Raw genomic sequence first — 13564 nt, 5'->3', positions numbered from 1 at the left:
GGTGGTGGTCGGCATCGACTTCGGGCACGCGCACATCACGGCCGCGGTGGCCACCGCGGCCGGGGAGATCCTGGCGGAGCGCACCGACGAACTCGACGTGGACGGGCGGCCCAACGACGCGCTCGACTCCGCGGCCGGCCTGGTCCACCAGGCCCTGGAAGCGGCCGGCCAGCGGCTGGACCGGGTGCTGGGCATCGCCGCGGGCATCCCCGGGCCGCTCGACGTACGGACCCAGGTGGTCCGGGCGCCCACGATCCTCTCGGACTGGGTCGGCCTCGATCCCGCCGACGAGCTCGGCCGCAGGCTCGGGCATCCGGTCAGCGTGGGCAACGACGCGGACATGGGCGCGCGGGGGGAGCGGGCCTTCGGCGCGGGGCGGGGGCTCGACGACTTCCTCTACATCAAGGCGTCGCACGGCATCGGCGCCGGCATCGTGCTGGCCGGCCGCACCTACCGGGGATCGACGGGCATCGCGGGCGAGATCGGCCACACCCAGTTGCCGGGCGCGACGAGTTGGTGCCGGTGCGGCAGCCGCGGCTGCCTGGAGACGGTGGTGTCCATCACCGAGGTGCGGCGCCAGCTCACGCACGTGCTCAAGACCGGGGCGGGGGACGTCTCGACGGTGCTCCCGCCGCTGGCCGAGCTGGCTCCCAACTCGGCGGCGGCCCGCGTGGTCACGGACGCCGGGCGCACCATCGGGCGGGTGCTGGCCGACCTGGTCAACTGCCTCAACCCGGCGGCGATCGTGCTCGGCGGTGAACTGGGCACGGCGGGGGCCCCGTTGGTGGCGGGCGTCCGCGAGTCCGTCGACCGCTACGCGCAGCCCGCCAGCGCGCAGGCGGTCAGCGTGCGGAGCGGGTTGCTGGGGCAGCGTGCGGAGTTGCTGGGGGCGATGGCGACGGCGGCGGCGGTGCGGGCGGGGGGTGCGGCGGGGTGAGCCGGGGGGAGGGGGCCGCGGCAGTGGCTACCGCCTCCACGGGGCCGGGGTGGGCCGGGCGAGGGGGCGCGTGCGGCCGGTGTTGCCGCGCCGCGAGTCCGGTGGGGGTGCGCGCGGCGTTGTGCGGGGGGAACGGCGCGGGAAGCCCGTACGGCGTTGTGCGGGGGGAACGGCGCGGGAAGCCCGTGCGGGTGTGGGGCATCGCCCGTGACCGTGCGTGGCGTGTGGGGCGCGAGGGCCCCGGCGACCTCGTCCGGGGCCGCACAGGTCGTCCGCCCTTCGCTCCCTTCGCATGGAGGGCTTTCGGGAGGAAAGGACATGCTTGATCGATGGCATCGGGCGGCCTCGATCTTTTTCCGGCCACCGGCGCGCCCCCCTCTGCCGGGCCCCCGTGGAGAGGGCGCGGCAGAGGGGGCGGGCGAGCAGGGCGATGGCCCGGCAGCGCCTCGGGTGCGTCAGCGGTCCGTCGAAGATCGCTGACACGAGGGTGGTGCACCAGCGGGCACGCTGCACGCCCGGTGTCAGACGGGCTGGCCGATCGGACGGATCGTCACCGTGTTGAGGTCGACGCCGGCCGGCTGGTCGAGCGCGAAGCCGATCGCCTCGGCCACGGAATCCGGGCTCATCGCGATGGGGGGAGCCTGGCCGTGCCAGAACGCGGTGTCGATCATGCCTGGGTTCACGACCGTGACTCCGATGCCGCGGGTCGTGGCGTGCAGGCGGAGGTTCTCGGCGAAGCCGACCACCGCCCACTTCGTGGCGGAGTAGAGGTTCCCCGGGCTGTTCTTGATCCCGGCCACGCTGCCGAGGAGCACCAGCCGGCCGCGGGACCGTTCGAGGTGGGGCAGGGCCGCCCTGGCCAGCAGAGCCGGGCCGAGCACGTTGGCGAGCACCATCGGAGCCCACAGCTCCGGATCGCCGTCGTCGACGACGCCGGCACTGCCCGTCCGGAAGTGATCCGCGGACGCGCCGCCCGCGTTCGCGATCGCCGCGTCGAGCGACCCGAAGTGCTCCACCGTGCTGGTGACCACCGTGTTCGTGGCGTCCCAGTCGGAGGCATCTGCCACCAGGCCCAGGACGCGGTCCGCGTGGCCGACCTCGTCGAGGAAGGTCTTGAGCCGACCAGGATCGCGCCCGGTGACGGCGACCCGGTGGCCGCGCGCGAGCAGGAGCCGAGCGGTCGCGGCGCCGATCCCGCTCGTGCCACCGGTGATCAGGACCGTCTTTCCAGCGACCGGCGCGGCGCCGGAGCCGGTGGGTGTGTCAGTGAGTGAGGCGTTCATGGCGTCCACTGTGTGGCGCGGCGCGGGCCCGTGACAGTTGCTTCCGAAGGTGGGGACGGCATCCCCTGGCGCCGGCGGCGCAGCTCAGGGAGGCTGGGCCCATGTCGAACACGAGGTACTCCGAACTCGGCGGCTTCCTGCGTTCGCGACGCGAGCGGATTCGCCCCGAGGAGGTCGGGCTCGCGCCCGGCCCGCGGCGCCGCGTCCCCGGTCTGCGTCGCGACGAGGTCGCCGTGCTGGCCGGTGCCTCGGTGGAGTACTACACCGAGCTCGAGCGCGGCGCCGGGTCGCAGCCCTCCGACCAGATGCTCGCCGCGCTCGCCCGCGCCCTGCGCCTCAGCCGCGACGAGCGCGACCATCTGTACCGGTTGGCGAACCGCCCGATCCCGCCCCAGGGCGGGACGGCGTCGCACGTCCACCCCGCGATGCTCGACCTGCTGACCCGAATCGACGGGACCCCGGCGATGGTGAGCACCGACCTGCACACCGTCCTGGTCCAGAACCCGCTCGCCCTCGCGATGCTCGGCGACCTGTCCGCGCACCACGGCCGCGCGGCGAGCTTCATCTACCGGTGGTTCACCGACCCGGCCGCGCGGCGGATCTACCCGCAGGAGGACCTCGCCCCGCAGTCACGCTCGTTCGTCGCCGACCTGCGCGCGGCAGTCGGGCGACGCAGCCCGGGCGACGCCGAGGCGACCGACCTGGTGGACGAGCTGCTGCAGCAGTCGCCGGAGTTCCAGGCGCTTTGGGCCGACCAGGACGTGGAGGTGCGCAGAGACGAGCGCAAGCGGATCGTCCACCCCACCGTCGGCATGCTCGACCTCGACTGCCTCAGCCTCTTCAGCGAGGACAGCCGCCAGCGGTTGCTCTGGTTCACCCCGCGCGCCGGGACCGACACCGCCGAGAAGCTCGCGCTGCTGACCGTCGTGGGCACGCAGGCGATGCGAACCGAACCGGTCCGATGAACCGATCGAGGAGGTACCGGTCGAGCGACGGACGCGACCGGCCGGTCGTCGCCTTCCCGCGCCGCCGGCCTCGGTGCGTGACGCCGCCGTCGGATCGGACGCATGCGGCTGTCGTCCGCACGGCACTCGGCGTTCGCACCGCACTCGGCGTCCGCACGGCACTCGGCGTCCGGCGGGAAGGAAGCGGATGACCGACCGTGGCCTGCCCGACGCCGGCACGATCGAGGCCGTCCTGGCATCCCATGAGGGCTCGTGGGCAGCCGGAACGCGGGTGCTCTCGGTGCGGGACCTGTCGCCGGGGCTGGGACAGGCAGCGGTCCTCGGGGTGAGCACCGCGGCTCCGGACGGTCGCCCGTCCCGGTGGATCGTCAAGATCCCGGGTGGGGGCCACCGGTCCCTGCTCGACTCGCGTGATGGCCGACTGGACCGCCGAGAAGCCCGCTTCTTTCGCAGCGGCATTCCCGCTGCGCTGCCCCGCGGCCTGGCCACACCGCCGGACGCGACCGTGGTGCGGCACGACGGGCGCGTGTGGATGGTGATGCGCGACATCGGTGCCGCCTTGCACCGGCCCTGGACTCCCGCCGCCGCCACGACGGCCGCGCTGCGCACCGCGCTGCTGTACGTCCCAGGGGCCTCGGACCCCGGCCTCCTCGACGCCCCCTGGCTGGAGCGCGACGGCCATGCCGCGTACACCCACCACGTTCCGGCCGGTCACGACAACCTCGACGCCCTTGCCCACGAGCCGCGGCTCAAGGCGCTGTTCACTCGCAGGCAGATCGACGCCCTGCACACCTGCCTGGACGCGGCCGCGGAGCTGAACTCGCGCGCCGCCACGCTGCCCAGCACTCTCGTGCACGGCGATCTCACGCCACGCAACGCCGGCCTGGACACGGACGGTGCCCTCGTCCTCATCGACTGGGAACACGTCGGCGTCGGGCCGGTGGGCTTCGACCTGGGCACCTTCGTCTCCCTCTACCGCGTCTTCGGCGGCCACGGCGAGCTGGACGAGCAGGCCCTCCTTGAGGAGTACGGCCGAGCCCTCAGCGACCTGGCCGGCACCGAACTGCGCCACCCCGCCGCCCTGGGCTTCGCCACCGCCCACCTCACCTGGGGACTGCACCTCCGTCTCGGCCCCGGCCTGACGGCGGTACGCCAGGGCTTCCACAGCGAGAACCCGGGAGAACTCTCCGCACACCTCGACGACATCCGCTCGGGATGCCTGCGCGCCCTGTCCTGGGCACCCGCGGCGGGAGTGGCCGCCCGGGATGGCAGTGGGCTGAGGGCAACGTGACATTGTATTCTGGCGGTCACGTGCGTGGGAGGGTCGGTCATGGGTCATCTGTCGTCTCGCAGTGCCATTCCGGTGCGGGAGAACCTACGGGACCAGGTGGCCAACGCTCTGCGTGCCGCGCTCGTCGCGGGGGAGCTGCGGCCCGGTGTGGTGTATTCCGCGCCGACCCTTGCCGTCGATCTCGGGGTGTCGGCCACGCCGGTGCGGGAGGCGATGCTCGATCTGGCCCGGGAGGGGCTGGTCGAGGCGGTGCGGAACAAGGGTTTCCGGATCACCGAGGTCACCGAGCGGGAACTGGACGAGTACACCGAGATCCGCGAGCTGATCGAGGTTCCGACGATCGGACGTGTCACGGCCGTGGCCGGCGCCGAGCAGTTGGAGGCGCTGCGCCCGCTGGCCGAGGAGGTCGTCCAGGGTGCCCGGCGGCATGACCTGATCGCGTACCTGGAGGCCGACCGGCGCTTCCACCTCGGGTTGCTGGGCCTTGCCGGCAACGCCCACCTCGTCCAGGTGGTGGGCGACCTCCGCAAGCGCTCGCGGCTGTACGGGCTCACCGCGCTGGACGCGAAGGGCCGCCTGGTGGAGTCCGCCGAGGAGCACCTCGAACTGCTCGACCTCATGATCGCCGGGGACGTCGAGGGCGCGCAGGCGTGCATGCGGCGCCACCTCGGCAACGTCCGCTCCCTGTGGGCCGACACCCCGGAAGGGGCCCCGTCCGCCGGGCCGGACCGCGGCGCGAGCTGACCGCACGACGGGGCTCCGGCACGCGCCGGGGCTGCCTCACGTCCGCGGGGTCCGGTAGTGGCGGGCGGCCCACGCCTGGAAGTGCGGCGCCCGGGCGATGAGTTCCTCGTAGGCGGCCAGGGCCGCGCGGAAGAGGGTCTCCGCGACCTCGCCGGACACCCGCTCGCGATGCCACACCAGTACGTAGCGGCACCACAGGGGCGTGCCGACCAGGGGCTTGACGATCACCCCGGGAATCGGCCGGCACGTCGCCTGGACGATGGAGATCCCCAGCCCGTCCGCGATCATCCGCTGCAACTCGTCCCGGTCGCCGAGGAATTCATGCACCGTGGGCGGGGTGAAGCCGGCCGCCCGGAAGGCGTCGTAGCAGACACCGGGCCAGCCGGCACCGTCGTCAGGGGTCAAAAACCAGGCGTCCCCGGCGAGTTCGAGCAGCGGCACGTCCAGCCGGCCGCGGGCCGGGTGCGTGGTGGGCAGGGCCACGAAGCTGGGCTCGGTGACGATCCCTCGGCGGGCCAGGGCCGCGGAGTGCGCCAACTCGCGTCCCGGGTAGTCGACCGCGACGCCGACGTCCACCTTGCCGTCCTCGATCAGCTCGACGATCTCGGCCGAGGAGTACACGCTGCTCACCTGCGCGGCGAGGGTCGGCAGGACGGCGCGCGCCCGTTGCAGCATGCCGGGCAGGACGGGCGTGTTCGTCGCGGCCAGCCGGAGCACCCGGCCGGCCCCGGGCCGGCCGGCGGTGGACCGCCGCCCGATCGCGTCGGCCAGCGCCACCACCTCGCGCGCCTGCACCACCACCTCGACCCCGAAGCCCGTCGGGGTCACCCCGGAACTGCCCCTGACGAACAGGTCCTCGCCCATCAGCCGCTCGATGCGCTTCAGCTGGTTGCTGACCGCGGGCTGCGAGCACCCCAGGACGGTGGCGGTCCTGCCGAGACTCATCGTGTCGGCGATCGTGCACAGCATCCGCAGGTGTCGGAGTTCGAGTTCCATCAGCCGGCACACCCCCCGCCCCAGGTCTCTCAGGAATGTGCCAATTTTACGGCCGATCTTGGGTTTTGGAGGTTCCGCTGCGGGCCGGGAGCCGGTTGGCGGAGGAAGCGGTCGGGGCGGGAGGTTCAGATGCCGACGTAGTTCTCGGCGAAGTAGTCCTGGTGGCTGCGCAGATCCCGCAGGCTCGTCAGCCGCGCGCGTTGCAGCGCGCGCTGGAAGACGGCTTCGTCGTCGTCGCCGGCAGGGCCGTGCAGAAGGTTGATCATCCAGTGCGAGAACTCCTGGGCGTGCCACAGGCGCGGCAGGCAGTCCCCCGAGTACCGGGCGAGCCCGCCCGGGTCGTCCCTGACCAGCGCGTCGACGAGCGCCCTGGCCAGCGTGTCCGCTGCCATGATGGCGAGGTTGGCGCCCTTGGCGGCGGACGGGCTGATCAGGGCGGCGGCGTCGCCGGCCAGGAACAGCCGCCCGTGCTGGAGGGGTTCACGCACCTCGGAGCTCAGGTCCACGGTGGTCCGCTCCAGGATCGGCCCCTCGTGCAGGGGCTCGTACTGCGCGGTGCGCATCCTGAGGGCCAGTTCGTCCCAGATCCGCCGCTCGCCCCACTCCTCGGGGTCCTCGCCGCGCGGCACCTGGAGGTAGTAGCGGGTGACCGTGGAGCTGCGTGCCATGTGGCCGGCGAACCCGCGGTCGTGCACGGCGTAGGTCACCGCGGCCATGCTCGGCGGCGCCTGCGCCAGGATCGCCAGCCAGGTCACGCCGTGATACCGCCGGTACTCGCGGGCCGCGCCGGCGGGCAGCGCACGCCGGGCGACGCCGTGCCGGCCGTCGCACCCGGCCAGGTACGCCCCGGACAGCCGGTAGGCCGTCCCGTCGGGACCGGCGCAGTCCACCGACGGCCGGTCGGTGTCGATGCCGTGCAGCCCGGTCACCGCCGTGTCGAAGCGGATCTCGCCGCCGCGGTCCAGGAACGCGGTGATCAGGTCGGCGACCAGGTCCTGCTGCGGGTAGACCGTCAGCGGCTGACGGTGCCCCAGCGCTCCGTAGTTCAGCTCGAACTGCCCGTGCTCGCCGCGGAAGGCACACGTGTCATGGCGCTCCCCCCGGGCCCGCAACCCCGCGGCGAGCCCGTTCTCCTCCAGGACGCGGACGCTGTGGGGCGCCAGGAACCCCGCCCGGGCCCGCCGTTCCACGTGCGCGCGGCTCTGCCGCTCCACGATCACGCACGTGACGCCCGCCGCCCGCAGCAGGTTGCCGAGCACCAGCCCCGCGGGTCCGGCACCGACCACCACCACCTGGGCGTCCCTGGACGCGAGCATGCCTGTTTCCCCCCAACTCGGCTCACCACGGGGTACGTTCGCCGCTCACGGCGAGCGATTTCGGTGAAGCTCTCCCCAACGGTAACCGGCGGGCGTGGCCCGAGCCCGGCTGTCACGCCGATCGTGCCCCTCCGTCCCCCGTTCGGTGCCGGGCAGGGCAAGGAGCGGGCCCGTCGGGCCGGCGGGAGGAGGTCAGTGGTTGCGGTCGGCGGGTTGCGGTCGGCGGGTGGCGGTCGGCCGTCGGCCGTCGGCCGCTGGCGGGACCGTCAGTCCGACTTCGGCGGCTTCTGCGCGTCGAAGGCGAAGAGGGTGTTGTCGGCCGCGGCCACGATCACCTCACGCCCGGCGAGGGCCACGCGCGGGCTCGCGCCCTGCTCGCCGGTCAGACCGTCGGCCCGCGGGTCCGTGGTCCAGAGGGTCCTGCCGTCGGCCGGGGACAGCGCGACCACCCGGCCGGTGGCCGAGCTGAAGTACAGCGCACCGGCTCCGGCGACCGGCCCCGACGCGCCCTCCACGGCAGTCTGCCGCGACCACTTCTTCCGGCCGGTCAGGGGGTCGAGCGCGGTGACGAGACCGGTCTGCCCGCTCACGTAGACGGTGCCGCCCGCCATGCCGGGCGTCCCCTCGTACACCTTGGCCAGCGGGGTGTAGGTGACCGTCCGCGCGACAGGGTCCACCCGCACCACCCTGTCGTAGCCGGCCGGCGCCGGTCCCGACATGTGCTCCTGGAGGAGTACGAGCTTGCCGTCGGCGACGCCTACCGGCACGGCGGGGGCCTTCACGTCGATCGCGAGGGGCCTGCCCAGCTTCCCCGAAACGCGGTCGACCGTGTACAGGGTGGGGTGGCGCACATCCAGGTCGTCCACCTCCGCACGCGTCGCGCACATCGCGAGGAGCCGCGCGCCCGCCAGGACGGGAGAGCACTGCCGGTCCGCGGGGAACGGGGTCCTCCACAGCACGTGACCGCTGTGCGCGTCCCGGGCTTCCAGGCGGGTGTCGGCCGCGTTGACCGTCACCACGGCGGAGCCGAACACGAGGGCCTCCTCGGTCCGCGACGTGACGGCCGCCGACTGGTCGCCCGACGCGACGGACCACAGCTCCCGGCCGCTGTTCGCGTCGACGGCCACCACCTCGGTGGGCGGGTCCTGCGGGGCGTCCTCGGCGGCGAGGCGGTAACCGATCACCGTGTCGTCGGTGGCGCCGACCATGTGCATGCCCTGGGAGGGCACGCCCGGGCTCTTCACCGTCCACACCCGCGAGCCGTCCGCGGCCCTGATCCGGGTCGCGAGCACACCGCCGCCCCCGCAGTACACCGCGTCGCCGTGCGTGACGCACCGCAGCTCGTCGGGGATGCCCGCGCCGCCGCGCACGGTCATGTGCCACGGCGCGAAGCCGTCCGGAAGCGAGCCGACCGGCGCCGCGACGCCGGTGACCTTGTCGCCGACGTTCTTGCCCTGGTCGCCGCCGCTGTTCCCGCCGAGGCCGCCCGCCTGGAGCGCGGCGATCCCCCCGCCGATCGCCGCCACCGCGACCGCGGCCGCGAGCACCGGACGCCAACGGCCGCGCAGACGGCGGCCGGTGGGGGCTTCGGTGTCCTCGGTGCCGGAACCGGCCGGGGGGTTCGGCACTGAGGCGTTCGGCGTCGGGGAGCTCGGCGCCGAGACGTTCGGTGTCGAGGCGTTCGGCGCCGGGGTGGGCGGTGTCGCGAGGTGATGCTGGGTGATCACGTCGCGGGTGCGGCCCGCGCCGATGCCGCTCGGCTCGGTCCCGCCGAGGTCGACCGGCAGATCCCGGAGCAGCACGAGGAGTTCGTCCGCCGAGGGGCGCCCCTCGGGCTCCTTGTCCAGGCACGACTCGACGACCGCGCGCAAGGCCGCCGGTACGGCATCCAGCGACGGCTCCTCGTGCACCACCTGGTACGCCGTCATGTAGGGGCTGTCCGCGTCGAAGGGACCGTGGCCCGTGGCCGCGTACACCAGCAGCGTCCCCAGCGAGAAGACGTCGGACCGCGGTCCCACGCCACGCGGCGCCTGGAGCTGCTCCGGCGACATGAACGGCGGCGTGCCGATGACCCGCCCGGTCATGGTCAGCGTCTGCTGGTCGACGGCGCGCGAGATGCCGAAGTCGATGACGCGCGGGCCCTCGGGGGAGAGCACGACGTTCGAGGGCTTGAGGTCACGGTGGACGACACCCACCCGGTGGATGTCGCGCAGCGCCTCCGCCAGCCCGATGGCGAGCCTTCTCAGCTCCGCACCGTCCAGCGGGCCCTTCGCGGCGATGTGCTGGGCGAGCGTGTGCCCCTCGATGTAGGTCGTCGCCATCCACGGCTGCTCGTCCTCGGTGTCGGCGTCGACCACGGCGGCGGTGAACGCGCCGCTGACCCGCCGCGCCGCCGCCACCTCCTGCCGGAACCGGATGCGGAACTCCTCGTCCCCGGCGAACTGCTGGTGGATCAGCTTGATCGCCACGGCCCGCCCCGAACTCGTCCGGGCCAGGAAGACCGTGCCCATGCCACCCGAGCCGAGGCGTGCCTCAAGCGGATAGCCGCCGATCTCGGCTGGGTCCCCTCCGCGCAGCGACACTCTTCCCGTCCTCCTGTCCCCGTGTGTCTCCGCCATCACGGGCCCGCGTACCTGTCCTGCACACAAACTAGCCGCAGTGTGGTGCGGCAGGCCAAAGCGGGTGACGCACGGGGAGCCCGGGGGCGTGCTTCGTCGCCAGCCCGGTTCCGGGGGAGTCCTGCTCGGCGACTGTCAGGTACGCCGAGCAGGACCGATCAGGTGGTGCCGCCGGACACGTCCGTTCCCACCGTACAGATCGAGCGGCGCCGGCAGCGGCCGACCCCCTTGGACACCCGCCCTGGACAAGCGCGTTGGATACGCGCCCGCGTGGAGTGACCCCGCGCCACCCGGTCCGGGCCGCGGCCCCGGCAACCGCCCGTACCCTGCTACCTGCCGTCGCGCAGCCGGGACGCCAGCGAGGCGAGCTTGTCGGCCTCCTTGGGGCGGTCCAGGGAGGTCAGGTGGGCGACCGCCGCGTCCAGCCGGGCGAGGGCGGCGGCGGTGCGCTTGAGGTGGATACCCTCCACGACGCCCGCCAGCCGGACGCACTCGGTCCACTCGTCGACGCGGTCGTCCCCGGCCGCCGCCTCGCCGAGCAGGTCGAGCGCCCGGTCCAGCGCGGCCACGGCGTCGTCGTACGCACCTGCGTACGCGTTGACCCGGCCGTACTCGTAGGCGAGCGCGGTGTCCAGGGAGCGGCCGCGCGGCGCGAAGCCGGCCTCGCGGGCCTCGTCGGCGACCAGGCCGGCGTCGGCGAGGAAGGCGAGGGCGTCCTGGAGGCCGTCGGGGCCGTCCTGCTCGCCCCGGAGGCGGGCGACCTCCCGCAGGGCGTTGCTGAGCTGCTCGTAGCGGGGGGCTCGGGCGTGGGCGGCGATCGCCTGGTCCACCGCCCGGCGCGCCGGGCCGAACTCGCCCGCCTCGGCGAGGAGCACGGCTGTCTCGGCGGCGATCATGGCGTGGCTGCCGCGGTCGTCGTCCCATCCGGCCGACTCGGCGGCGAGCGCGACGAACTCCGCCGTGGCGGCCTTGAGGTCTTCCCCCGCGTGCAGCGCGCGGGCGCGGGTCAGCCGCAGTTGTGCGAGCAGCCGGTCGTCGAGTTCCCCGGCGGCGGCGTCCGGCTCGGCCAGGACGGAGTCGAGCAGGGCGATGCTGTCCTCGACGCGGCCGAGTTCCAGGCTCAGCTGGGCGGCGTTGCTGTAGGTGCAGAAGGCGTCGACCCGGCTGCCCGCGCGCAGGTCCAGCTCCGCCGAGCGGGTCAGGTGGCGCAGCGCCTCGTCGGGCCGGTCCAGCCGCATGCACGCTTCGGCGAGGTCCGCGTGCAGGCGGGCGGTGGGTGCCGCTCCGGCGGGCCAGCCGGCGGCCAGCCGCAGGGCCTCGGTCAGGTCGGCGTGCGCGGCCTTCGCGTCCCGCAGGCCGAGGTGGAGGCGGGCGCGGAGCCCGAGGGTGCGGGGCAGGTGCCAGGCGGGGCCGTGCTCTGCCAGGAGGTCGAGGAGGCCGTCGATCTCGGTAAGGGCGGCGGGCAGGTCGCCGCGGATGGCGTGGGTACTGGTCCGCAGCAGGCGGGCGCCGGAGATCTGGCCGGCCAGGTCGTGCCGGGTGGCGAACTCCTGCAGCAGGTCCGTCGCGGCGAGGACCGGTTCGGCGTGCTCCTGGCTCCGCGACTCCTGGAACCGCAGGCCCAGCGCGGTGGCCCGAAGCCGCAGCAGGCGGGCCGCCAGGTACGGGGCGAGGTCGGGCGTGCCTTCCTGCATACGGACCAGCGTGGCGTGGACCTCGCCCAGTGCGGCCGCCTTGGCCTCGGCGGCCTCCGCCTTCCGCGCGTCGTCCGCGCTGTCTGCCGTGTCCGCGCCGCTCGTGTCGTCCGCGCTGTCCGTCGCGTCTGCCGTGTCCGCGCCGCTCGTGTCGTCCGCGCTGTCCGCCGCGTCTGCCGCGTCAGTGGCTTCGGCGCCGCCGCCGCGCTCCGCGTCCGCGGGCTTCTCGGCCTCGGCGAGCAGGGCACAGCCGCGGGCGAGCACCGCGTAGCCCCGCTCCCCGGCCTCGTCGTAGAGGGCCGCCGCCTGCGTGTAGAGGGGGACGGCGGTGCTGTGCTCGTCCTTCTGGTGGGCCCGGCTCGCCTCGTCGGCGAGAAGGTCGGCGCGCAGCCGCGCGAACGGGCCGACGGCCGGGTCGTCGGGGTGGGCGTAGTCCGGGGCGGCGGTGAGCGTCCGCAGCCGGGCCCAGCAGGCGTCCCCGTCCGGGTGCCCCTGCTGCTCCAAGTCCCTTGCCCGCAGGATGAGTTCGGTCAGGGACTCGGGGAGGGGCGCCGCCGTGGCGGGGGTGGCGGTGACCGGGGCGGCCGGCGCCACCGCGTCGTCGAGGCGGCGGCTGCGCAGGGTGAGCTCCAGCGCGTCCAGCAGGGGCGCCTGGTCCAGGCGGGCGCGACGGCGATCGGTGTGCGCCGTGGTCCCGTTGCGGGCGTCGAAACGGCTTGCGAGGTCGTCGGCGCGGTCCCGTATCTCGGCACGCAGGTCGGTGACCGACCAGGTGCGGCCCGCGTACCCGGCCGCGGGCAGGTCGCCGTGGCCGAGCCGTTCGACCCGCTGGAGGAGGACCTCGACGCCGGTGAGGAAGTCGTAGGTCTCCAGCGGCGACTCCACCTCGTCGAACAGCCGGCGGTTCTCGGCGAGCAGTTCCAGGCCGCGCGCCTCGTTGCCGGTCAGCGCGCAGAACTCCAGGTGCCGGCCCACCTCCGCGGCCATCGAGGCGTTGCGGCGGCAGCCCCGGTATCCGGTCAGGTGCAGCTCCCGGGCGCGGTCGGCGCGGCCGGTACGGACCAGGGCCGCCAGCGCGTACGAGATGGAGCGGGCCGGCTCCTCCTGGCAGGACGACTTGCCGGCCAGCACCGGCTCCCAGAGGTCCAGTGCCTGCTCGTCGTCGCCCGCGGTGAGGCGGTACAGGGCACGCGCGCAGATCTCGCACGCCTCGCAGTCGCTGAGCCGGGTGCGGGCGCGGGCGGCCCACAGCTCGTAGGCCGGGGCGGTGCCCTCGCCGACGTGGTGGGCGAGCTGGTACGCCTGCCCGTAGTACGGCTGGAGGCCGAGACCGGCCTTCTGGTACCGGTCGCGCATCTCGGTCAGCCACTGCCGGAGGCTCGCCAGCGGGATCTCGGGGAGCTGGAGCAGGGCGTTGGCCACCCACTTGAACCGCCAGAACAGCTGCTGGCGCAGCCGCTCGTCGAAGAGGTCGGGCTGCTCGTCGAAGAGGGTGAGCAGGCGGGCGAAGACCACGGGCGACTTCCGCGGTTCCGAGCCGTAGGTGTACGCCTTGTGGAGTTCGAGCAGGGCGTGGATGAGCGTGGTGGGGTCGTCGAACTGCTCGGCGACCTCGGCGAGTTCCTCCGCGACGACGGTGCGGTCCCGTCCGAACGGGCGCTGCTCGTTGTCGCTCAGCGCCTGGTACAGCTCGTCGGTGGTCAGGGGTGCGGTCGGCATC

At 74.1% G+C, this 13564-nt stretch carries 9 protein-coding genes; 4 read left to right on the top strand and 5 right to left on the bottom strand.

The window, feature by feature from the left end; all coding sequences use genetic code 11:
* Positions 1 to 937: ROK family protein (locus tag AB0399_RS09360; protein WP_366410836.1), on the top strand; the 937-nt coding region annotated here is incomplete at its 5' end.
* A gap of 521 nt (positions 938 to 1458) precedes the next feature.
* Here the strand turns inward: AB0399_RS09360 and AB0399_RS09355 are convergent.
* The gene (locus tag AB0399_RS09355) at positions 1459 to 2220 is read right to left on the bottom strand and encodes an SDR family NAD(P)-dependent oxidoreductase (protein ID WP_366410835.1); all 762 of its coding nucleotides are present in this window, start codon (positions 2218 to 2220) and stop codon (positions 1459 to 1461) included.
* 101 nt (positions 2221 to 2321) lie between these two features.
* On the opposite strand from AB0399_RS09355, the gene AB0399_RS09350 reads away from it, so the two are divergent.
* The 3 genes from AB0399_RS09350 to AB0399_RS09340 all read left to right on the top strand — a co-directional run bounded on the left by AB0399_RS09350 (position 2322) and on the right by AB0399_RS09340 (position 5220).
* Positions 2322 to 3185, top strand: coding sequence for a helix-turn-helix transcriptional regulator (locus AB0399_RS09350; RefSeq protein WP_329363187.1), 864 nt, complete (start codon positions 2322 to 2324; stop codon positions 3183 to 3185).
* A gap of 187 nt (positions 3186 to 3372) precedes the next feature.
* Complete coding sequence (locus AB0399_RS09345; RefSeq protein WP_366410834.1) at positions 3373 to 4476, top strand: phosphotransferase; 1104 nt, start codon at positions 3373 to 3375, stop codon at positions 4474 to 4476.
* Positions 4477 to 4515: 39 nt separating this feature from the next.
* Positions 4516 to 5220 (top strand): GntR family transcriptional regulator, encoded by a 705-nt coding sequence (locus AB0399_RS09340; RefSeq protein WP_366410833.1) that lies wholly within the window; start codon positions 4516 to 4518, stop codon positions 5218 to 5220.
* A gap of 36 nt (positions 5221 to 5256) precedes the next feature.
* On the opposite strand, the gene AB0399_RS09335 is transcribed toward AB0399_RS09340, so the two are convergent.
* The 4 genes from AB0399_RS09335 to AB0399_RS09320 form a co-directional block, all read right to left on the bottom strand.
* On the bottom strand, positions 5257 to 6216 hold the full coding sequence (locus AB0399_RS09335; protein ID WP_329363182.1) for a LysR family transcriptional regulator: 960 nt from the start codon (positions 6214 to 6216) through the stop codon (positions 5257 to 5259).
* A gap of 125 nt (positions 6217 to 6341) precedes the next feature.
* Positions 6342 to 7532: a 4-hydroxybenzoate 3-monooxygenase gene (locus AB0399_RS09330; RefSeq protein ID WP_366410832.1), complete on the bottom strand. Its 1191-nt coding sequence runs from the start codon at positions 7530 to 7532 to the stop codon at positions 6342 to 6344.
* Between the two features lie 266 nt (positions 7533 to 7798).
* On the bottom strand, positions 7799 to 10114 hold the full coding sequence (locus AB0399_RS09325) for a PQQ-binding-like beta-propeller repeat protein (RefSeq protein ID WP_366410831.1): 2316 nt from the start codon (positions 10112 to 10114) through the stop codon (positions 7799 to 7801).
* Between the two features lie 365 nt (positions 10115 to 10479).
* Positions 10480 to 13563: a hypothetical protein gene (locus tag AB0399_RS09320; protein WP_366410830.1), complete on the bottom strand. Its 3084-nt coding sequence runs from the start codon at positions 13561 to 13563 to the stop codon at positions 10480 to 10482.
* Position 13564: the final 1 nt, after the last annotated feature.

Origin of the sequence: Streptomyces sp. NPDC088194 (assembly GCF_040702025.1) — a bacterium.
Taxonomy (GTDB): domain Bacteria; phylum Actinomycetota; class Actinomycetes; order Streptomycetales; family Streptomycetaceae; genus Actinacidiphila.
Note: the sequence above shows the minus strand (reverse complement) of the source record. Positions and strands in the feature narration are given on the sequence as shown.